This is a genomic window from Enterobacter cloacae complex sp. ECL72 (genome assembly GCF_019056635.1).
Lineage (GTDB): Bacteria > Pseudomonadota > Gammaproteobacteria > Enterobacterales > Enterobacteriaceae > Enterobacter > Enterobacter hormaechei_C.
Map to the genome: position 1 here is coordinate 536,709 of NZ_CP077659.1, position 21,387 is coordinate 558,095.

A 21,387-nucleotide genomic window follows, 5' to 3' on the forward strand; every position below is an offset into this window, starting at 1 on the left:
GTGGGGAGACGCTTCAGGGCAGGAAAATGAATCGCAGAACTGTGACGCTGGCTGCACTATTTCTGTAGGGCAGACGGGCCAGCGCGTTGCCAGCCCGGGAGGACATCAGGCTTCGTAGAAATTATAAATCCCCGCCGCCATCACCAGCGATGACGCCACTTCGTACGCTTTTTCGCGCCCAACCAGCAGGTCAATAATCTTCAGGCCAAAATCAATGGCGGTGCCCGGCCCCTGGCTGGTGAGCAGGTTAACGCGCGGATCCCAGACCACGCGTTTATCCACCCACTGGTCTTCCGGAATTGTGTCCTTCAGGCCAGGAAAGCCGGTCATATTCCCGATGGGGAAAATGTCGTGCGGAACCAGCACCGTACCTGCGGCCGCACAGATTGCCGCGACGATACGCCCGGAAAGATGAAACTGACGAACGGTTTCAACCAGCAGCGGGCTGTCGCGGAAACACTCTGCACCCTTCAGCCCACCCGGCAAAACGATCATGTCGTAATCACCGTCCGCCACCTGTACAAGCGGTGCATCCGCCAGGATCTTCACCCCACGCGAGCAGGTAATCGCCAGACTTCCGTCGCTGGCGACGCTGGCGGTAGTAACCTTAATACCACCACGCACCATCAAATCAATGGTGGTGACCGCTTCTGTCTCTTCGCTACCAGGGGCGAGGCATACCAGTGCCGATGCGCTCATACTCACTCTCCTTTCGTTTTACTAACTCAAACAGACGGCTGTTTTCCGCAACGGTAATACCGTGTGCCCGGGCGCGTTTTAACAGATAACCGGTAATGTAATCAATTTCGGTATGCCGCATAGCCCGGATATCCTGCAACATTGAGGAGATATTTTCTGCCGTACTCTCAATGACCTGGTCGACATAATAACGTAAATCGGACTCTGAGGTGTGGTAGCCTTCGCGTTCAATGACGGCGGCAACTTCCCGGCAAATCAGCGCTACCCGATCGGGATGCTTGCGCAGCTCACCGTTAGGGCAATCCAGCAGGGCGGTCAGCGGATTGATCGCGCAGTTGACCGCCAGTTTGCGCCACAGTTCCGCGCGAATGTTATTGTGCCAGGCGACGTCAGGCAGCGTGCTTTGCAGGGTATCCGCAAGATAGCTGTAATCGCCGGGCTGTTCACGCGCAGGACCGATATGGGTGATACCACTGGCAACATGGATAATGACGTTACCGTCGCGACGTGCCGCGTGGGTGGTTGTCCCCATCAGCAGCGGTTGCCGGACAGATTTTAGCTCTTCAATGGTACCCATACCGTTGTGAATCAGCAGGATTGGCGTGCGTTCAGGTAACTGGGCGGCCAGGCTTTTCACCGCATCGGAGACCTGCCAGGCCTTCAGCGTGACCAGCAGCAAATCGCTGGTGGCAAGAAATTCCGGATCGTTTGCCGTCAAAGACTCGTTGAAAATTGAACCGTCTGTACCAATTACGTTCACACTGCAATAGGGCTGGGGAATTCGCAGCCAGCCCTGAACGTCGTGTCCCTGTTTGCATAGCGCTGTAAGCCAGAGTTGGCCAAGGGCTCCGCATCCAAGCACTGTTACTTTCATCGTTCCTCCTCACCTGCAACGGCGCCAGGTGCTATGACGCTAAGTATAGCGCCATCAGCTAAGCTTCTCGTTATGCCTCGTTGCGGGTATTATGCAACGCAACAAAAATGAAGGGAGAAGAAAAGATGCCATCTTTCGATATTGTTTCTGAAGTTGATTTGCAGGAAGCGCGTAACGGCGTAGAAAATGCTGTCCGTGAGGTTGAGTCACGTTTCGATTTTCGTGGCGTTGAGGCGACCATTGAACTGAACGACGCGAACAAGACGATCAAAGTCCTGAGCGAGTCTGATTTCCAGGTCAACCAGTTGCTGGATATCCTGCGCGCCAAGCTGCTCAAGCGCGGCATTGAAGGGACCTCACTCGATGTACCGGAAGATTTTGTTCACAGCGGCAAAACCTGGTTTGTGGAAGCGAAGCTGAAGCAGGGGATTGAGAGCGCGGTACAGAAAAAAATCGTTAAGCTTATCAAAGACAGTAAGCTCAAAGTGCAGGCGCAGATCCAGGGTGAAGAGATCCGCGTGACCGGAAAATCCCGTGATGACCTGCAATCCGTGATGGCGCTGGTGCGTGGCGGCGATCTCGGTCAGCCATTCCAGTTTAAAAACTTCCGCGATTAAGACAATCATGCCCGGCTAAACCGGGCATTTTTTCAGGCCTTCAGCGCCTGCTCCACCTCAAAGCGGTTAGTCACTTTGCTGTCAATTTTGACATACGCACTGCGCTCTTCCGGGACAATCAGCACTTCGCTCACGCCCTCTGTCGCTTCCAGACGCTGTTTTAACGCTTCACCGATTGCCACGTCATCGGGAATTTCTACCCGCAGGCTACTTACATAGCGCGGCTCTTTCATGGTGCTGGCAACAAACAGCCAGAGCATCGCCAGCAGCGCACCGGCGAGGAAAACGGTCTGGGAGTCAAACAGACCGTCCACCCAGCCGCCGAGCGACCCGCCGATCGCCACGCCGAGAAACTGGCTGGTGGAGTAAATGCCCATCGCGGTGCCTTTGTATCCTGCCGGAGACTCTTTGCTGATAAGCGACGGCAGCAGGGCTTCCATCAGATTAAACGCCAGGAAGAACAGCTGTACGCCGGCGATCAGTTCCCAGAAATGCGGGCCAGCGCCCCACAGCACAATCTCGGCAATCAGCAATAACGCCACGCAGCCCACGAAGACGCGTTTCATTTTGCGCTTCACTTCGGCGTAAATAATGAAGGGCACAACGGAGACAAACGAGATCAGCATTGTGACCAGATAAATTTTCCAGTGCTCTGCCGCCGGGAAACCTGCTGCGGCAAGTTGACCGGGCAGGGCGACGAAGGTGGACATCAGCAGAATGTGCAGGCACATAATGCCGAAGTTCAGCTTAAGCAGGCGCGGCTCGGCGATGACTTTGCTGAAGCAGCCTTTCACCATCCCGGATTCACGGTTGAGGACGTGGTTTTTACTGTCAGGCACAACCCACAGCGTGAGTGCGATCCCAATGGTCGCCAGCACCGCAATCATCCAGAACAGGGCGTGCAGGCCGAGCGCATGAGTGATAACAGGCCCCAGCACCATGGCAATGGCAAACGTGACGCCGAAGCTGACGCCGATAAACGCCATGGCTTTGGTGCGGTTTTGCTCGCGGGTTAAGTCTGACAGCAGCGCCATCACGGCGGCGGCAATCGCCCCGGAACCTTGCAGGGCGCGCCCAAGAATAATTCCCCAGATGGAGTGGGAGAGGGCGGCGATGATGCTGCCAAGTACAAACACCAGCAGCCCGCCGACAATCAGCGGTTTGCGACCCACGCGGTCGGAGAGCAGGCCAAAGGGGATCTGGAATATCGCCTGCGCCAGGCCGTAGATACCAATCGCCAGACCAATCAGCGCTTCGCTAGCACCCTGTAACGCCATGCCATATGTGGTCAGAACGGGCAGGACCATAAACATGCCAAGCATCCGCAGCGAGAAAACAGTCCCTAAACCCCAGGTCGCACGCAGTTCGCCTGGCGTCATTTTATAATCGTTCATTACCACCTCTACCAAAAAGCAGGCCATAGTTTAGGCGGGGTGATAAGTGCGGTAAATAGGTGTTTGTTTAAGAGATATTACGAGGGTGTGATAAAAGCACCCCCGGATAAAAAATTACGCCTCGACGCGCAATCCGTAGCTTTTGAATTTCTCAAGAACAATGGCAATTTCATCGTCACTGAGTACAGGAACGGGATCTACTATCGCCAGCGTGGCCAGGTAGAGTTTTGCCAGCACCTCTACCTCCTGCGCCAGCCACAGTGCCTTTTCAAGATTTTCTTCGCAGGTTATCAGGCCGTGGTGCTGTAAGAGCGTCGCTTTGCGATCGCGTAATGCGACCGCGACATGCTCTGACAGCGCGCGCGTCCCGAAGGTCGCGTAAGGGGCGCAGGGAATGGAGTTTCCCCCGGCGGCGGCAATCATATAGTGAATAGCAGGAATGGGGCGGTTGAGTATCGAGACGGCGGTACAGTTAACCGCATGGTTATGGACGACGGCGTTAGCATCCGGGCGGGTCTGATACACAACCTGATGAAAACGCCATTCGCTGGAGGGCAGTTTATCTTCTTCGTGCCGCCCCTGTGCATCTACATAGACGATACTCTCTTCGGTCAGATGCTCGTAGGGAATTCCGGTCGGCGTAATCAGCATGCCGTCGCGATAGCGAACGCTGATATTGCCGGCGGTGCCCTGATTTAACCCCATGCGGGTCATCTCAAGGCAGGTGTCGATAATGTCTCTGGCTAATCGGGCTCGTTCCATTTTTTATTCTCCGGGTACAGTTTTATTTTTACTGGCGGGAACGTTTGACCAGCTTCATATCGACTTTCGCCGTCTCGTTGACCGCTTCGCCGTCGATGGCTCGCTGCATCAGTTCAAACGCTTTTTCCGCCCAGGTATCTTCATCCTGCTGCATGGACCAGACGCTGTTAGGCAGGAACCCCAGCATGGGGTGCTCATCGAAGGTGCCGATATTGATGTGTTGGGGCACGGTGCCGGTACGCGTCCGCAGGGCTTCAATTGCCCCTTCCAGAACGGGTAACGATGAGGCGATAAACGCCTGCGGAACACCCTGGCTGTCGATAAGCGAATCCATCAGGGCATATCCGCCCTCCGGCGTATTGTCCGGCCCTTCGATGACCCACTCGCGATGGTGAATACCGGCTGTTTTCAGGGCCTGTAAGTAGCCGTTCAGACGGTCCGTAATACTGGGCAGTGCGGTATCGCCCACAAGGAACCAGAGCGGCGTTTTTCTCTCTGCCAGCATGTTGCGGGCCAGTTCATCCCCCCCGGCCTCGTTATGACTCTCAACCAGCGCGTTGTCAGTAAAGCCAAAATCCCGGTCGAGGAGCACCAGTGGTTTTTGGATCTGCCGCAAATGATGCTGCTGGTTTTCCAGCGTCGAGGGAACGATAAACAAGCCGTCCACGTTGCGCGCCATCAGGGCTTTGACCAGCTTATTTTCGTAATCCACATCGTTGTAAGTACAGCTGATCATCAGCTGGTAGCCCGAACGGCGGCAGCGCAGTTCGAGTTTCTCGGCGAGCGTTGCAAAGAACACGTTCGAGATGTTGGGCACGATGAGTCCCAGCGTCTCGGTTTTGTTTAGCTTAAGACTGCGCGCCGAATGGTTGAGGGTATAGCCGAAGCGCTCGACGTGTTCATTAATTCGGGACTGTGTTTTCACGCTGATCCGATACTGTTCGGCTTTCCCGCTCAGTACCAGCCGCACGGTGGTGACGGATAAATTCAGATCCTTCGCTATCTGTTCAACTGTTTTGGCCATCGCTACGCCTCAATCCTTAACGTACGTAAAAAACTGCTGATAAAGCATACGCATCCTGCCATTACATTTCCTGCTGCATCAGGAGATTAAGCGCCTGCTGCTGGGTCCACAGCATCAGGTACGCCTCATATTTTTGCCTGTGGAAAGCCGCGGTTTCCGGCCGACGGGTGATGATGTCGCCGGCTTTGACCATTTCCCGGGTGGCATCGGTGAGCGTTGCCCATGCACCGCTCGCCACAGCGCCGCAAATGGCCGCGCCGAGAGTGACGGCATCTTCTTCGGCTAAGAGATGAATATCGCAGCCCGTGGCATCGGCATACTCCCGCAGCCAGAGCCGGTTATGGGTGGCTCCTCCACAAATGACAATACGCGACAAGGTGTGCCCGTGATGTTTCAGGGTATCCATAATATGTCGTGTGCCATAGGCTATGGCCTGTAGCGTGGCCAGGTAGAGCCTCGCCAGCGCACGTTCACCGGTTTCTAATGTCAGACCGACCACGCTGCCCCGCGCATCCGGACGCGAACGCGGCGAGCGGTTGCCGTGGTGATCGGCCAGAATGTGCAGGTTGCGGGTGGGATATTTTTCTTCCTGTTCAAGCGCGGCTACCCAGTCGTTGAGCAGCGCCACCGGATGGCGTTGCGCCGCTTCTGCTTTTGCAAACAGGTCTGCGCTGGCTCCGTGCTCGCGCAACGTCCAGTCGACCAGCGCCCCGGCAGCACTTTGCCCGCCTTCCGTCAGCCAGTAGCCCGGCAGCATGGCGCTCCAGTAAGGCCCCCAGACGCCGGGCGTATGGATCTCCGTCTGACTGGCAAGCATATGGCAGTTCGAGGTTCCGCTGATGAGCGCCAGCGTGCCCTCCGGGTGTGAGCCCGTCAGCGCCACGCCACCCGCGTGGGCATCGATCATGCCGCTTGCCACAACCACCTCTTCGGGCAACCCCAGAGCTTGCGCTGCCTGTGGGCTGAGTTTCCCGACGCATTCAGCGACGTCCAGAATAGTATCGGGAATTTTTGTCAGTAAGGTCTCCAGCCCTACCTCCCTGAGCAGCGATTCGCTGAACTGCGCCTCATGCGCAAGGTAGTTCCATTTGCAGGTGAGGGTGCACAGGCTGGCGGCGTCCTGGCCCGTCGCTTTCCAGACCAGAAAATCGGCAAGGTCGAAAAAGCGCCAGGCCTGATTCCATGTTTCAGGATGATGTCGCTGCAACCACAGCAGTTTTGGCAGTTCCATTTCAATACTCACCTCGCCGCCCACGTAGCACAGGGCAGGATCGCGTGTGGCATTGATGCGAACAGTTTCTTCGTGAGCACGATGATCCATCCACATAATGATGTCCTGCGATGCCGGACTGTCGGGGGACACGCTCAGGCCGTTACCCTCAGCATCCAGCGCGACCAGCGAGCAGGTGGCGTCGAAGCCAATCGAACAAATGGCGTCGGGTGAGATCCCAGAGGAGTCGACGGCTTCCCGCACCACCGCGCAAACCTGCTGCCAGATCTCCGCGGAGGACTGTTCCACGCGCGCGTTGCTGGCGTGAAACTGCGAAATCGGACGGGTCGCGAAGCTCAAACGCTCGCCTTGCGCAGAGTAAAGCCCAGCACGAACGCTGGCTGAACCCACATCGACTCCGAGGAAATAGCCGTCACTCATCATGAACTTCCTTATTTTTTACCAAACGGATGTAACAGTTTATCAATTTCAGGGGTGTTGATATTCTGCGCATTGACATATTTCACTGGAATATCAATTTCCTTAGCCACCGTCTGTCCGGAAATCACCGCGTTCAGCGCCTTTATGCCCTGATAACCAATCTGGTACGCGTCCTGCACCACGAAGCCCTGAATCACGCCGTTTTTGAGGAAGTTAATGATGGCTTCGGTGCTGTCAAAACCGATGACTTTCACTTTGCCCTTCAAATTCTGGCTGTCGATCGCGTTCGCAACGCCCAGGGTTGAGCCTTCGTTGGTGGCATAAATACCGGCGATATCCGGGTTGGCCTGAACCATATCAATGGTTTTATCCATCGCCTTTTGCGGGTCGCCATCGCTATATTGCACCGGCAGTACCTGAATATTCGGGTACTTCTCTTTCATTCGCTCGCTGAATCCTTCAGAGCGCTCAATGGCGGACGTCGTTCCGGCTACGTGGGCGATAATACCCACTTTCCCCTTCTGGCCTACCTGCTCCGCCAGCGCATCCGCAGCCTGTGCGCCCGCCTTACGGTTATTGGTGGCGACAAAGCTGGCCGGGATATCGGAGTTCACGCCCGAGTCGAAGGTCACCACTTTGATCCCCCGGCTGTTGGCGGTTTCGACCAGCGGGGCAAGGGCGTTTGCATCAAGCGCGGCCAGCAACAGGCCGTTTGGCTTTTGTGCCATGGTGTTTTCGACTAACTGGATCTGCTCGGCGATTTGCGTTTCATCGGCAGGGCCAACGTAGCTGGTTTTGTCACCCAACTCTTTTGCGGCAGCTTCCGTCCCCATTTTGACCGTCTGCCAGAATTCGTGCTGGTAACCTTTACTGACTACCGGCAGGTTTAAATCTTTTGCCAGCGCGCTGCTGGACAGGATGGCAACGAGCGACAGGGCGCTCAGGATATGGCTGGTTTTCATTATTTTGCTCCGTTGTAGGGTTGGCAGGGCTTGTTGTATCGAGAACCTAACGCATTCTTTTACGTAACGTGTCCAGGTAGACGGCGGCAACGACGACCACGCCCATCGCCACCATCTGCCAGAACTGGGACACGCCCATGAGATTGAGGCCGTTTTTCAGCACGCTCATAATGAACGCGCCTATGATGGTGCCGCCAATCGTGCCCACGCCGCCCATCAGACTGGTACCGCCGATCACTACCGCCGCAATGGCTTCCAGCTCATAACCCACGCCTACGGTTGGCTGGCCTGAATTGAGACGAGAGGCGAGGATCACCCCGGCCACGCCGGTTAACAGGCCGCATAAGGCGTAAACGAAAATTTTCACTCGCTGGACTTTGATCCCGGAAAGATGTGCCGCCGTTTCATTGCTGCCGACAGCGTAGATATAGCGGCCCATCACCGTTTTCTTCAGGATCCACATGGCGATCAGTGCCACGATGACCAGGTAGAACACCGGGTAAGGCAGGACGTCGAACAGGCGACCCTGCGCTAGCAGCTTGAACTGCGGGTAGTCAGAAAAATAAATCGCGCGGCCATCGGTCATCACCATATTGATGCCGCGTACCGACATCATTAAGCCGAGGGTGGCAATAAACGGTGGTATGGTCATTTTGGTGACCAGAAACGCGTTCACATAGCCGCAAAGCCCGCCGGCGAGCACGCCTGCCAGAATACAGACCGGCAGCGGCATACCAAACCCGGCGGCGATGCCCACCGCAACCCCTGAGAACGCCACCACCGATCCGAGCGACAGGTCGATCCCGGCGGTAATAATCACAAAGGTTACGCCAATGGCCATGATGCCAATCACCGCCGTTTGCAAGGCGATAGTCATGATATTTTCAGTATTAAAGAAGAACGGTGAGCTGAAGCTGAAAAACAGAACCAGCAATACCAGGCTAAAAAGAGGTGCCAGACGCATCAGGAGCGCTTTATTTATTTTCATCGTATGACTTCCGCTTTGCGGCGATGGAACGGTAACGGACATGATTAATCCTCCAGCGTGGCGTATTGCATGATTTTTTCCTGGGTGGCGTGCTCAGCCTCTATTTCGCCGGCAATGTGGCCGCTGCGCATCACAAGTATGCGGTCGCACATTCCTAATACTTCCGGCAGTTCGGATGAAATCATGATGATCGATTTACCTTTAGCGACAAGGCGGTTCATTAGTTCATAAATTTCCAGCTTGGCGCCAACATCAATTCCCCGGGTTGGCTCATCAAAAATTAAAATATCGGTATCTTTACAGACCCAGCGGGCAATAATGATCTTCTGTTGATTACCGCCGCTTAAATTCAGTGCCGCCTGTTCCAGATGCGGCGTTTTTATTCGCAGCGCATCCACCAGTTTCTGGCTGGACTCCCGGCAGCGCTTTTCATCGACATTACCCGCGGCGCCGGCGTAGTCCGGGTAATTGCCGAGCATAATGTTCATCTCAACGGAAAGGCCGAGGGCGAGTCCCTCTTTTTTGCGGTCTTCTGTTAAATAGCTGATGCCTTTCTCAATGGCGTCAGCCACGTCTTTAATCCGTGTGGGGGTGCCGTTCAGCGTCAGGGTACCGGCGTCGATCGCATCGGCGCCAAACAGGGCCCGGCCCAGTTCCGTTCGGCCTGCGCCCATTAAGCCAGCGAGGCCGAGGATCTCTCCGCGCCAGAGGGTAAAGTTGATGTCGTGCAGTACACCATTTCGCGTCAGGCCATTCACCTCCAGCACTTTTTCTCTGCGCTGATGCGGCGGGCGTTTTGGGTAGATGTTATCGAGATTGCGGCCAACCATCATGGCGATAAGCTCGCCGATCTGAACCGTTTCATAATCTACGGTGGCGATGTATTGTCCGTCGCGCATGACGGTCGCGCGATCGGCGATCAGCGCCAATTCTTCCAGACGGTGCGAGATGTAGACTATCCCCGTGCCCTGAGCCTTGAGCATCCGCGTGACGTCAAATAAACTCTCGATTTCACTTTCGGTCAGCGCGGCGGTGGGTTCATCCATGATTAGCACTTTGGCATTGACCGAAATCGCTTTGGCAATTTCAACCATCTGCTGCTGGGCTACGGTTAATTCACTGACGCGGGCGTCCGGGGCGATTTTTAAATTCAGCGTGTGCAGTATTTTCTCAACCGCCTGTCGCTGGGCGCGTTTATCTAACTGCCAGCGACTATTTTTGCAGAATTCACGGCCAATAAAGATATTCTCTTCCACGGTTAAATCGGGAAAGAGATTAAATTCCTGATGGATAATCGTAATACCTGCGTGCTGAGCACTTAGCGGATCGCTGAATGATACGGATTGCCCTTCAAAGCGAATTTCACCGGAATCGGGTTGGTAAACACCGGATAATATTTTCATCAGCGTCGATTTGCCGGCACCGTTTTCACCTAACAGGGCATGAACTTCGCCGCGGCGTAAATCGAAATCAACCTGATTCAGCGCCAGCACGCCGGGAAAGCGTTTGGTGATGCGCGTCATCTGAATAAGAGTCTCTGACATTGCAAAATTCCTGTGTTGGAAAGGCAATGAATCACAAGCCACAGTGATTTAGTTATTAAGCTAACTCGACTTAGCTTTCGTCCTTAAAAGCTATTTTAGGGTCATAATTTAGCCAAATCATTTGTATTCAAATTGTGACGTCGTGCAAAGGTATTTTGTTATTTAATTGAATTCAAACGATATGTTTAGATTTTGCTGAATCGTAATACCTGACACTGATCGAATTTTGACCTCTCATCGTGAAACTGCTCACAGATCCTGCACATTTATCTTGTCTCATTTTTAGTGAGAACCCTAAGCTAATTCGAGTTAGCAAATTTCACCGCTTTCCGTTCACGGTGCTGCCCGGGCGCTTTTTCACGGCTATGCTCCTGAGACGGATAGGTTAACCAACGTGAGGAAGGGCTATGAAAACGATAAAAGCGTTACCCCGGATTGGCATTCGACCTGTTATTGACGGCCGCCGAATGGGCGTACGCGAGTCTCTGGAAGAGCAGACCATGAACATGGCGAAAGCCACGGCGGCGCTACTCAGTGAAAAATTACGCCACCCCTGCGGTACGCCCGTAGAGTGCGTAATTGCCGACAGCTGCATTGCCGGAATGGCGGAATCCGCCGCTTGCGAAGAGAAGTTCAGCACGTGCCACGTTGGTCTGACGATCACCATCACCCCCTGCTGGTGTTACGGGAGTGAAACCATTGATATGGATCCGCTGCGCCCGAAAGCGATCTGGGGCTTTAATGGCACCGAGCGTCCGGGGGCGGTATACCTCGCAGCGGCGCTGGCAGCGCATAACCAGAAAGGGATCCCGGCGTTTTCCATCTACGGCCACGATGTACAGGATGCGGGCGACGAGACCATCCCGGCAGACGTTGAGGAAAAATTGTTGCGCTTCGCCCGGGCGGGCCTGGCGGTCGCCAGCATGAAGGGGAAAAGTTATCTGTCGGTGGGCGGTGTCTCAATGGGGATCGCGGGCTCGATTGTCGATCACAACTTCTTTGAATCCTGGCTGGGGATGAAGGTGCAGGCGGTGGATATGACCGAACTGCGTCGCCGCATCGATCATAAGATTTACGACGAACAAGAACTTGAGCTGGCCCTGAGCTGGGCGAAGGCACATTTCCGTTTCGGCGAGGATAAAAACGCAGAGCAGTATCGTCGCAATGAACAGGAAAATGCCGCGATCCTGCGGGAGAGCCTGCTAATGGCGATGTGCATCCGCGACATGATGCAGGGCAACCCTAAACTCGCTGCGATGGGCCGCGTGGAGGAATCGCTGGGCTATAACGCCATTGCGTCCGGTTTCCAGGGGCAGCGCCACTGGACGGATCAGTATCCAAATGGCGATACCGCAGAGGCGCTGCTGAACAGCTCTTTCGACTGGAACGGTATTCGCCAGCCGTTGGTAGTGGCGACGGAAAATGACAGCCTTAACGGGGTAGCGATGCTGTTTGGGCATCTGATGACCGGCACCGCGCAGATTTTTGCTGATGTACGCACCTACTGGTCGCCGGAGTCGGTTGAGCGTGTTACCGGCCAGAAGCTCACTGGACGGGCTGAGCACGGCATTATTCATCTGATCAACTCCGGCTCGGCGGCGCTGGACGGTACAGCGGAGCAGAAAGACGCCGAGGGGAAACCGACCCTGAAACCACACTGGGACATTACTGAGCAGGAAGCCAACGCGTGCCTGGCCGCAACCCACTGGTGTCCGGCGGTGCATGAATACTTCCGCGGGGGCGGTTTCTCATCAAACTTCCTCACCCGGGGTGGCGTGCCATTTACCATGACCCGCGTAAACCTCATCAAGGGTGTGGGTCCGGTATTACAGATAGCGGAAGGCTGGAGTGTTGAGCTGCCGGAACACGTACATGACATTCTGAATAAGCGCACCGATTCAACCTGGCCCACCACCTGGTTTGCCCCACGCCTGACCGGTAAAGGCCCGTTCAGCGACGTCTATTCAGTGATGGCGAATTGGGGCGCTAACCACGGGGTATTAACCGTCGGGCACGTCGGCGCTGATTTCATCACCCTGGCGTCCATGCTGCGCATCCCTGTATGCATGCATAACGTACCGGAGGCGCTGATTTATCGGCCGACGGCCTGGGGCGCTCACGGTATGGATCCGGAAGGGCAGGATTACCGCGCCTGTGAAAATTACGGACCGTTATACAAACATTAATCCGGCCTGCCAGCCTGCTCCGGCGGGCTGGCAGCCTGTGGGGACCGCGATGAAAAAATGTTTTCTGGTTCTCGATTGTGGCGCGACGAACGTGCGCGCCATTGCGCTGGATCCCGAAGGGAATATTGTGGCGCGCGCCGCGGTGGCGAACGAAAGCGAAAGCGCCGCTGAAAATCCGGCCTGGCACCAGTGGTCGCTCGACGCCATCATGCAACGGTTTGCCGTCTGTTGTCAGAAAATCAGCGCAGCGCTGAGCGAGCATCACCTGTGCGGAATGAGTGTGACGACCTTTGGCGTGGATGGCGCACTGGTAGATGAGCGGGGAGAACTGCTTTACCCGATCATTAGCTGGAAGTGCCCGCGAACCGTGCCGGTGATGGAAGCGGTTGCCCGTTCATGCTCCCCGGCAGAACTACAGCAGATCACCGGCGTTGGGCAGTTTAGTTTTAACACGTTGTATAAGCTAGGCTGGCTTCAGGACAACCATCCCGATCTGTTACAGCGTGCTCACGCCTGGCTTTTTATCTCCTCGCTAATCAACCATCGCCTGACCGGAAAGATGACGACCGATCTCACGATGGCCGGTACCAGTCAGATGTTCGATCTGCATCAGCAGCGCTTCAGTGAAACGATCTTAAGCAAGATCGGCGTGCCTCATTCCCTTTTCCCGCCGCTGGTTTCCCCCGGAGAAAGGATTGGTGAATTGCGGCCCGACGCTGCATCCAGGCTCGGATTGCCTTGCGGAGTGCCGGTGATCTCCGCCGGGCACGACACGCAGTTTGCCCTTTTTGGCGCCGGGGCGGGAATTAATGAGCCAGTTCTCTCTTCGGGTACCTGGGAGATTTTAATGGCGCGCACCTCGCAGGTTGATACCGCTTTACTGGGGCAATACCCGGGTGCGACCTGCGAACTGGATAGCCGGACGGGGCTCTATAATCCGGGAATGCAATATCTGGCGTCTGGCGTACTGGAGTGGATCCGCGCGCTGTTCTGGTCGCCTGGTACCGACTGGGACACTATTCTGGCTCAGGCGGCGGCAATTCCGAACGGCGCGGATGGCGTCACGATGAATACCCAACTGCTCGATTCTCCACTCGCCGGCTGGCAGGGCGTTACGCTCACCACAACGCCAGCCCATTTTTACCGCGCAGCCCTGGAAGGACTCACGGTGCATCTGCAAGAAAAATGCCTGGCGCTGGAGGCGATCGCGCAATTTAAGGCGCGTGAACTCCTGCTGGTGGGGGGAGGTAGCCGCAATATGCTGTGGAATCAGCTCAAGTCCAATGCGCTTGGGATCCCGGTGAAGGTTCTTGAAGAGGCTGATACGACCGTGCTGGGGGCGTCTTTGTACGGATGGTGGGGCGTCGGAGAAACGGCCAGCGCTGAGGCTGCTCGCGATCGGGTCCACTATCGTTACCGTTATTTCTATCCTGAGGAGCAACCTTGTGCTTAAAACGATATCCCCTCTGATTTCACCCGAGCTGCTGAAAACGCTGGCAGAAATGGGTCATGGTGACGAGATTATTTTTGCAGATGCTCACTTTCCCGCGCACAGCCTGGGGCCAAAGACGATCCGCGCAGATGGCCTGCTCATCAGCGATTTGCTGGCCGCGGTGATACCGCTGTTTGAACTGGACAGCTATGCGCCACCGCTGGTGATGATGGCCCCTGTCGACGGGGATACGCTCGATATACAGGTAGAAGCGCGCTATCGCAACGCACTCTTTGGTGAGGCGGAAGGGGAGGGGATTACGCGTATTGACCGTTATGCGTTTTATGCGCGGGCACAGAAAGCGTACGCCATCGTGGTGACGGGCGAGACCGCGAAATACGGCAATATACTGTTAAAGAAAGGGGTTACGCCGTACCCATAAAAAAACGCCGGGCTAAACCCGGCGTTTTTACATCAGTCTTCTTACCAGACGTAAGTCAGCAGGTGTTGTGAATCTGGCACCATGAAGTCTACGGACATCATCACGGACAGGGAGGTGATGGCGACAATCGAGAACACAAACAGCTTGCGTGCCCAGACCTTGTCATCTTCCACTTTATAACCGCGCAGGGCCATGCCGAGCCACCATACGCTCACCGCAGCTGCTACCACCAGATATTTATATCCGGCGTAACCGCCCAGAGAGAGCATCAGCGTTGCCACGGCAAAAGCGATGATGTAGAGCGTGATGTGGTTCTTGGCAACCGAAATGCCTTTCACGACCGGCAGAACCGGAATGTTCGCCGCCTGATAATCCTTAAAGCGGAAAATCGCGATGGCGTAGGAGTGCGGCATCTGCCACAGGCTAAAGATAGCCAGCAAGATGAGCGCACCGCTGTCGAACTCGTTCGTGACGGCGCAGTAGCCAATCACCGGCGGCGCCGCGCCGGAGAGAGAACCAATCAGCGTGCCGTAGACGGAGTGACGTTTCATATACAGGCTGTAGACGCCCACATATACCACGAACCCCATCACCCCCAGCCAGCAGGCCAGCGGGTTAGCACCAAACCACAGCAGCATAAAGCCAGCAATACCCAGCAAGGTGGCGTACACCAGCGAGACGGAAGGAGCAATCAGGCCTTTAACCAGCACCCGATTTTTGGTCCTTTCCATCTTCTTGTCGATATCCATGTCGATGTAGTTGTTAAATACACAACCGGACGCAACCACCAGTGACACACCGACCAGCGTGTAAATAAAGAGGGTGTAATCAATGCTGCCTTTAGAGGCCAGCAGGAACCCTCCGATTACGGAGATCAGGTTGCCAAAGATGATGCCTGGTTTCGTGACTTGCAGGTATTGCTTAAACATACTCGCCGCTCTTAGTGAACCATCATGTTGTAGTTAAGGTTCCACATAATCCAGATGGAACCGACTACCAGGATAGCGATGATAATCACGGTAAAGATAAAGGCCGTCATGTTCCAGCCTTCATCGGACTTGGTGTTCATGTGCAGGAAGCAAACCAGATGCACCAGAATCTGAATCACCGCGGTCACCAGGATTGCGCCCAGGATAACCGGCTTAGATGCAGAACCGTTCATCACCATCCAGAACGGGATCACCGTCAGAATGATCGACAGGATGAAACCTGTCATGTAGGTTTTTACGCTGCCGTGGGAAGCGCCATGATCGTTAGAATGACTCATTACATCGCCCCCATCAGATAGACAACAGAGAACACACAGATCCATACCACGTCCAGGAAGTGCCAGAACAGGCTCAGGCACATAATACGGGTACGGTTAGTACTGGTCAGGCCGCGACGGGAGATCTGGAACATCAGCACCGCCATCCAGATCAGACCCGAGGTCACGTGCAGACCGTGGGTGCCTACCAGCGCGAAGAACGCTGACAGGAAGCCGCTACGATCCGGGCCGAAACCTTCCATGATCAGGTGATGGAATTCATAGATTTCCATCCCGATAAAGCCAGCACCAAACAGCCAGGTCAACGCCAGCCAGGAGACAACCTGGCTCTTGTTGTTTTTGTACATGGCGATAGCCGCCATGCCGTAGGTGATGGAGCTGAATAACAGCAGTGCGGTTTCAACCAGAACGAACGGCAGTTCAAAGATGTCCTTACCGGTCGGGCCGCCCGCTGTGCCGTTCACCAGAACGGCATAGGTTGCGAACAGACAGCAGAACAGGATGCAGTCGCTCATCAGGTAGATCCAGAAACCGAAGACTTTCGTCGGTCCTGTATCATGGTGCGCATGTTCATGCGCGTGGGCAGTTGAGTGCGCCAGAGTATCAGTTGCCATTTTTCAGCCCCGCTTTAGAAATCTCGTCAAAATGCTGGTTTTCCAGCTTTTCAACTTCACGGACTGGTACGTAGTAGTCCACGTCCTCGTCAAAGCTCTTCACAATCCAGCTGATTACGATGCCAGCGAAGCCAACAATCGCCATCCACCAGATGTGCCAGATCATTGCGAAACCAAATACCGTTGCGAAAGCGGCAATAACCATGCCCGCGGCGCTGTTTTTCGGCATATGGATCTCTTCGTAATGCTCAGGTTGCTTGTACGCTTCACCTTTTTCTTTCATTTCCCAGAATGCATCACGCTCGTGAATGTGCGGCACTACGGCAAAGTTATAGAACGGAGGCGGAGAAGAGGTCGCCCACTCCAGCGTACGGCCACCCCATGGGTCACCGGTCAGGTCGCGGTTCAGGTTACGGTCACGGATAGACACGTAGTACTGAATCAGCTGGCACAGAATACCGCAGGCAATCAGCGCTGCGCCGCCCGCTGCAACCATCAGCATTGGGTGGAACTGCGGATCGATCTGCTGGCTCAGACGACGGGTCATCCCCATGAAGCCCAGCACGTACAGCGGCATAAACGCCACGAAGAAGCCGATGATCCAGAACCAGAACGCGCGTTTACCCCATTTTTCGTTCAGGGTGAAACCGAACGCTTTTGGCCACCAGTAGGTCACACCAGCGAAGCAGCCGAAGACCACGCCACCGATGATAACGTTATGGAAGTGCGCAATCAGGAACAGACTGTTGTGCAGAACGAAGTCAGCACCTGGTACCGCCAGCAGTACGCCGGTCATCCCACCTACGGAGAAGGTCACGATGAAGCCGATGGTCCACAGCATAGCTGAGTGGAACACGATACGACCCTGGTACATGGTGAACAGCCAGTTGAAGATCTTAACCCCGGTCGGGATCGCGATAATCATGGTGGTAATACCGAAGAAGGCGTTTACGTTGGCACCCGCACCCATGGTGAAGAAGTGGTGCAGCCAGACGATGAACGACAGGACGGTAATACATACGGTTGCCCACACCAGAGAGGTGTAACCAAACAGGCGTTTGCGCGAGAAGGTTGCCGCGATTTCGGAGAACACACCGAACACCGGCAGAACCAGGATGTACACTTCCGGGTGACCCCAGGCCCAAATCAGGTTGATGTACATCATCATGTTGCCACCCATATCATTCGTGAAGAAATGGGTACCCAGATAGCGATCCAGGGTCAGCAGCGCGATGGTGACGGTCAGAATTGGGAACGACGCGATAATCAGGACGTTGGCGCACAGAGATGCCCAGGTAAATACTGGCATCTTGAACATCGTCATACCTGGTGCACGCATCTTCAGGATGGTCACGAAGAAGTTAATACCGGTCAGGGTGGTACCGACACCGGAGAGCTGAAGCGCCCAAATCCAGTAGTCAACGCCCACGCCCGGACTGTACTCAATTCCCGACAGCGGCGGGTAGGCCAGCCAGCCAGTCTGAGCAAATTCGCCCACACCCAGTGACAGGTTAACCAGGATAACGCCGACAACCGTGAACCAGAAGCTCAGGTTGTTCAGGAACGGGAACGCAACGTCGCGCGCGCCGATTTGCAGCGGAACGACCACGTTCATCAGACCGATTACCAGCGGCATCGCCACGAAGAAGATCATGATAACGCCGTGGGCGGTAAAGATCTGATCGTAGTGGTGCGGTGGCAGGAAGCCGGCTTCGCCCGCAGACGCAAGCGCCTGCTGGCTACGCATCATGATTGCATCCGCAAAGCCACGAATTAACATGACGATACCGACGATGCAGTACATGATACCGAGTTTTTTGTGGTCAACCGAAGTCAGCCACTCATTCCACAGGTAGCTCCACTTACCGAAGTAAGTGATCAGGCCAACTAAGGCCGCGCCACCAATGATAATTGCAGCCACCGTAACCATAATAATCGGTTCATGGTAGGGCACTGCATCCAGTGTCAATTTTCCGAACATTTTCTTCCTCGGCCCCTTAGTGAGCGGTTTCCGCGTGGCTCATGTCCATGCCTTCCATACCCTGGTGCGTGTTGTGCTCGCCTTCAGGCTGGGTCATGTCCATGCTCATGCCGTGATCCATAAATTTGCCAATAACGTCTTTGAACAGATTCGGTTTCACGTTAGAGAAGTACTCCACCTTGTTGTATTCGCTAGGTGCAGCCACTTTTTCGAACGCCGCCATGTCAGACATGGTGTTTGGAGACTGCTTCGCTTTTGCAACCCACTGGTCGAAAGTCGCGCGGTCTGGCGTAGCGATAGCTTTGAACTTCATACCCGAGAAGCCCGGGCCACTATAGCTGGCGGAGATACCGTCGTAGGTGCCTGCTTCATTCGCGATCAGGTGCAGGTTAGTCTGCATACCGGCCATCGCGTAAATCTGGCTGCCCAGACGTGGGATGAAGAAGGAGTTCATTACGGAGTTGGAGGTCACTTTGAACTGAACCGGAGTGTTCGCCGGGAAGGCGATTTCATTCACGGTAGCAATGCCCTGTTCTGGATAGATGAAGAACCATTTCCAGTCCATGGAGACCACTTCAATGGTAATAGGTTTTTCATCGTGAACCAGCGGTTTGCTCGGCTCAAGTGCGTGAGTGGTTTTCCAGGTCAGTACAGCAAGGAACAGGATGATCAGAATAGGTACCGTCCAGACCACAGCTTCCACTTTATTGGAGTGTGACCAGTTAGGGCTATACTTCGCATCTTTATTGCTCGCACGATACTTCCAGGCGAAACCAACAGCCATCAAGATGGCAGGAATAACCACAATCAACATCAGGCCAAAAGCCGTCAGTATCAATGAACGTTGTTCCAGTCCAATCTGTCCTTTGGGGTCTAGTAGTGCAGAATCGCAGCCACTGAGTAATACAGTGCCTGCGAATAATGACAACCATCCCAAACTTTTATTGTATTTCCTGAGTCTCATTTAACGACCTCAATTCCACGGGAGTCTGGTGGCGTTTAAAGTGTGGGGGCATTTTACGGGAAGGTTACATTACTGTAAACATCATTAGGCCTGTGTCAGGAAGGTGTTACCGGGTTCTGCCGCACATGTCACAAGTGTTGCAAATTATGTCGCGTTTTCCGGGGGAAGCCGCACGGAGCGGGCGTTATAACGAAAGGGTGCCCCAGCATACCGCAAAAGGGACAATTGGTATAACCATTGTGAAAAATACACAAATAATTAACAATTAATTATCAATAAAAAGACAACTAAAAAACGAAAATTCAATCTTTCGAATGCTGAATCGTTTAACGGAAAATAGCGTAGCGAAATAAGCTCCAATAATTTCCGAATGCTATCCCGCACAAAACAACAAATATTTTTTTTGCCGATGGCGGTTATTTCGCCGTTATAATTTCGTGTCGTTATTACAACGGGAAATAACCTTTCGCTTTTTACTTCATGTCATCTGCGTTTTCCGCAATGACATGAAATCCAGCATCCCACCGGTCAGGATACCCACGATGGCGAGTAACACCCCTGCATCAAGCAGCTGGGTTTCAAACGGAAGCGACAAGGTGGTCGTCGCATTCAAGATGAGTACCGCGAGCCACACTACCAGCGCAAGACAACCAGCCATCAGCAGACGCAGGGCAAACCGATAGGCAGCCTGATATTCCGTGCGCGGCATGAAGTGTTCCGTCCGCTGGGTATATTCCAGCGTCTGGCGACAGACCAGCAGCAATAAAATCCCCGGCACCGCCGCCACCACCGAGAAGAGATAAAACGTCGGCCAGCCGTGAGCTTCAACAAACCAGCCCGCGACGGGGCCAACGTATACGCGCCCGACGGCAGAAAGGGCAGACAGTAGCGCAAATTGGGTGGCGGAAAATGACTTATTACACAGCGTCATCAGCAGGGCGACAAATGCCGCAGTGCCCATACCGCCACACAGGTTTTCAAAGAATACCGCCGTCGCCATGCTGATCATATGCTTGTCGGTGATCGACAGCAGCCAGTAACCGGCATTCGATGCGCCCTGAAGGATGCCGAAGATCAGCAGAGCGCGGAACAGCGTCAGGCGCTGCATCAATACACCGCCGTACAGCGCGCCGACGATCGTGGCAAACAGCCCCAGGGTTTTGTTCACCACGCCGACTTCGCCCGCATCAAACCCGACGCCGCGGATCAGGAAGGTGGTGGTCAGACTCATGGCGAAAGCGTCGCCAAGCTTATAAAGGACAATCAGCAGCAGGATCAGCCAGGCATTATTGCGACCAAAGAAATCGCGGAGCGGTGCGGCGACGGCCTGCTCCAGCGAGCGGGGGACCGGAATCACATCGCTCGGTTCAGGCGCGAATAGCGTGGCAATAATGCAGGGGATCAGCAGAGCGGCCATCAGCCAGTACATTCCCTGCCAGCCGAGATAGCGGTCGGCAAGCCAGAGGGCCAGCCCGCCGGAAACCAGCATACCCAGGCGGTAGCCAAGCACGCTGATTGCCGCACCGGCGCCACGCTCTTCTGCTGGCAGGACGTCCGTCTTCCAGGCGTCAAAAACAATGTCCTGCGAAGCGGAGCAGAAGGCGATGACCACCGCAAGCGCGGCCATCCAGCGCAGCTGTGTTGACGGCTCAAGGAAACCCATTGCGGCAATGGCCAGCAACAGCAGCACCTGCGTCATCACTAACCAGCCGCGACGGCGCCCGAGGAACGGTGGGGTATAGCGATCCATCACCGGCGACCACAGGAACTTAAAGACGTAAGCCTGGCCGACGAGCGAGAAGAAACCAATGGTTTTAAGATCGATGTTCTCAACCGTCATCCACGCCTGTAACGTGCCGGAGGTGAGCGCAAGGGGTAAACCGGAGGCGAAACCAAGGATCAGCAGAATAGCTGATTTCGGTTGCTGGAAAATACGTAAGTAGTGACTGGACATGTTCTTATGAACTGACCCGGTGAAGCACCGGG

General features: G+C 54.8%; 19 protein-coding genes. 4 read left to right on the forward strand and 15 right to left on the reverse strand.

All coding sequences use genetic code 11. From position 1 onward, the window contains the following. Positions 1–105: 105 nt before the first annotated feature. Positions 106–699: a protein deglycase YajL gene (gene yajL, locus KTH07_RS02535; protein ID WP_015571288.1), complete on the reverse strand. Its 594-nt coding sequence runs from the start codon at positions 697–699 to the stop codon at positions 106–108. Beyond that, on the reverse strand, positions 662–1,573 hold the full coding sequence (gene panE / locus KTH07_RS02540) for a 2-dehydropantoate 2-reductase (RefSeq protein ID WP_017383178.1): 912 nt from the start codon (positions 1,571–1,573) through the stop codon (positions 662–664). The genes yajL and panE overlap by 38 nt, the downstream gene beginning before the upstream one ends. A gap of 125 nt (positions 1,574–1,698) precedes the next feature. Between panE and KTH07_RS02545 the strand changes: the two genes are divergently transcribed. Continuing rightward, positions 1,699–2,190: a YajQ family cyclic di-GMP-binding protein gene (locus tag KTH07_RS02545; RefSeq protein WP_017383179.1), complete on the forward strand. Its 492-nt coding sequence runs from the start codon at positions 1,699–1,701 to the stop codon at positions 2,188–2,190. Positions 2,191–2,222: 32 nt separating this feature from the next. Here KTH07_RS02545 and KTH07_RS02550 read toward each other — a convergent pair whose 3' ends face one another. The 7 genes from KTH07_RS02550 to KTH07_RS02580 all read right to left on the reverse strand — a co-directional run bounded on the left by KTH07_RS02550 (position 2,223) and on the right by KTH07_RS02580 (position 10,515). Continuing rightward, positions 2,223–3,584, reverse strand: a complete 1,362-nt coding sequence (locus KTH07_RS02550) for an MFS transporter (protein WP_017383180.1) — start codon at positions 3,582–3,584, stop codon at positions 2,223–2,225. Positions 3,585–3,698: 114 nt separating this feature from the next. Beyond that, positions 3,699–4,346 carry an L-fuculose-phosphate aldolase gene (gene fucA / locus KTH07_RS02555; protein ID WP_017383181.1) on the reverse strand — a complete coding sequence of 216 codons (648 nt, stop codon included), beginning with the start codon at positions 4,344–4,346 and terminating at the stop codon, positions 3,699–3,701. A 28-nt stretch (positions 4,347–4,374) separates the two neighbouring features. After that, positions 4,375–5,370, reverse strand: coding sequence for a LacI family DNA-binding transcriptional regulator (locus tag KTH07_RS02560; protein ID WP_015571284.1), 996 nt, complete (start codon positions 5,368–5,370; stop codon positions 4,375–4,377). A 61-nt stretch (positions 5,371–5,431) separates the two neighbouring features. Next, positions 5,432–7,021 carry an FGGY-family carbohydrate kinase gene (locus KTH07_RS02565; protein ID WP_017383182.1) on the reverse strand — a complete coding sequence of 530 codons (1,590 nt, stop codon included), beginning with the start codon at positions 7,019–7,021 and terminating at the stop codon, positions 5,432–5,434. A gap of 11 nt (positions 7,022–7,032) precedes the next feature. Continuing rightward, positions 7,033–7,983, reverse strand: a complete 951-nt coding sequence (locus KTH07_RS02570; RefSeq protein ID WP_000858088.1) for an ABC transporter substrate-binding protein — start codon at positions 7,981–7,983, stop codon at positions 7,033–7,035. A gap of 46 nt (positions 7,984–8,029) precedes the next feature. Continuing rightward, entirely contained in the window at positions 8,030–9,013 is a 984-nt protein-coding gene (locus tag KTH07_RS02575; protein WP_017383183.1) for an ABC transporter permease, read from the reverse strand. 2 nt (positions 9,014–9,015) lie between these two features. After that, positions 9,016–10,515, reverse strand: coding sequence for a sugar ABC transporter ATP-binding protein (locus KTH07_RS02580; protein ID WP_017383184.1), 1,500 nt, complete (start codon positions 10,513–10,515; stop codon positions 9,016–9,018). Between the two features lie 407 nt (positions 10,516–10,922). Here KTH07_RS02580 and fucI point away from each other — a divergent pair, with 407 nt between their 5' ends. The 3 genes from fucI to fucU are packed head-to-tail and all read left to right on the forward strand — an operon-like array spanning position 10,923 to position 14,575. After that, positions 10,923–12,701 carry an L-fucose isomerase gene (gene fucI, locus KTH07_RS02585; RefSeq protein ID WP_017383185.1) on the forward strand — a complete coding sequence of 593 codons (1,779 nt, stop codon included), beginning with the start codon at positions 10,923–10,925 and terminating at the stop codon, positions 12,699–12,701. A 49-nt stretch (positions 12,702–12,750) separates the two neighbouring features. Next, complete coding sequence (gene fucK, locus KTH07_RS02590) at positions 12,751–14,154, forward strand: L-fuculokinase (RefSeq protein WP_032620378.1); 1,404 nt, start codon at positions 12,751–12,753, stop codon at positions 14,152–14,154. Continuing rightward, positions 14,147–14,575, forward strand: coding sequence for an L-fucose mutarotase (gene fucU / locus KTH07_RS02595; protein WP_022650472.1), 429 nt, complete (start codon positions 14,147–14,149; stop codon positions 14,573–14,575). The genes fucK and fucU overlap by 8 nt, the downstream gene beginning before the upstream one ends. 41 nt (positions 14,576–14,616) lie before the next feature. On the opposite strand, the gene cyoE is transcribed toward fucU, so the two are convergent. From cyoE to ampG, 6 genes are all read right to left on the reverse strand, one after another. Further along, on the reverse strand, positions 14,617–15,504 hold the full coding sequence (gene cyoE / locus KTH07_RS02600; RefSeq protein ID WP_017383188.1) for a heme o synthase: 888 nt from the start codon (positions 15,502–15,504) through the stop codon (positions 14,617–14,619). Positions 15,505–15,515: 11 nt separating this feature from the next. Further along, positions 15,516–15,842 (reverse strand): cytochrome o ubiquinol oxidase subunit IV, encoded by a 327-nt coding sequence (locus tag KTH07_RS02605; protein ID WP_006809888.1) that lies wholly within the window; start codon positions 15,840–15,842, stop codon positions 15,516–15,518. Continuing rightward, the gene (locus tag KTH07_RS02610) at positions 15,842–16,456 is read right to left on the reverse strand and encodes a cytochrome o ubiquinol oxidase subunit III (RefSeq protein WP_003859057.1); all 615 of its coding nucleotides are present in this window, start codon (positions 16,454–16,456) and stop codon (positions 15,842–15,844) included. The genes KTH07_RS02605 and KTH07_RS02610 overlap by 1 nt, the downstream gene beginning before the upstream one ends. Next, positions 16,446–18,437, reverse strand: coding sequence for a cytochrome o ubiquinol oxidase subunit I (gene cyoB, locus KTH07_RS02615; RefSeq protein WP_017383189.1), 1,992 nt, complete (start codon positions 18,435–18,437; stop codon positions 16,446–16,448). Before cyoB ends, KTH07_RS02610 begins: the two co-directional genes overlap by 11 nt. A 16-nt stretch (positions 18,438–18,453) precedes the next feature. Beyond that, positions 18,454–19,401: a cytochrome o ubiquinol oxidase subunit II gene (gene cyoA, locus KTH07_RS02620; protein WP_006809886.1), complete on the reverse strand. Its 948-nt coding sequence runs from the start codon at positions 19,399–19,401 to the stop codon at positions 18,454–18,456. 478 nt (positions 19,402–19,879) lie between these two features. Next, positions 19,880–21,355, reverse strand: coding sequence for a muropeptide MFS transporter AmpG (ampG, locus tag KTH07_RS02625; protein ID WP_017383190.1), 1,476 nt, complete (start codon positions 21,353–21,355; stop codon positions 19,880–19,882). Positions 21,356–21,387 lie beyond the last annotated feature (32 nt).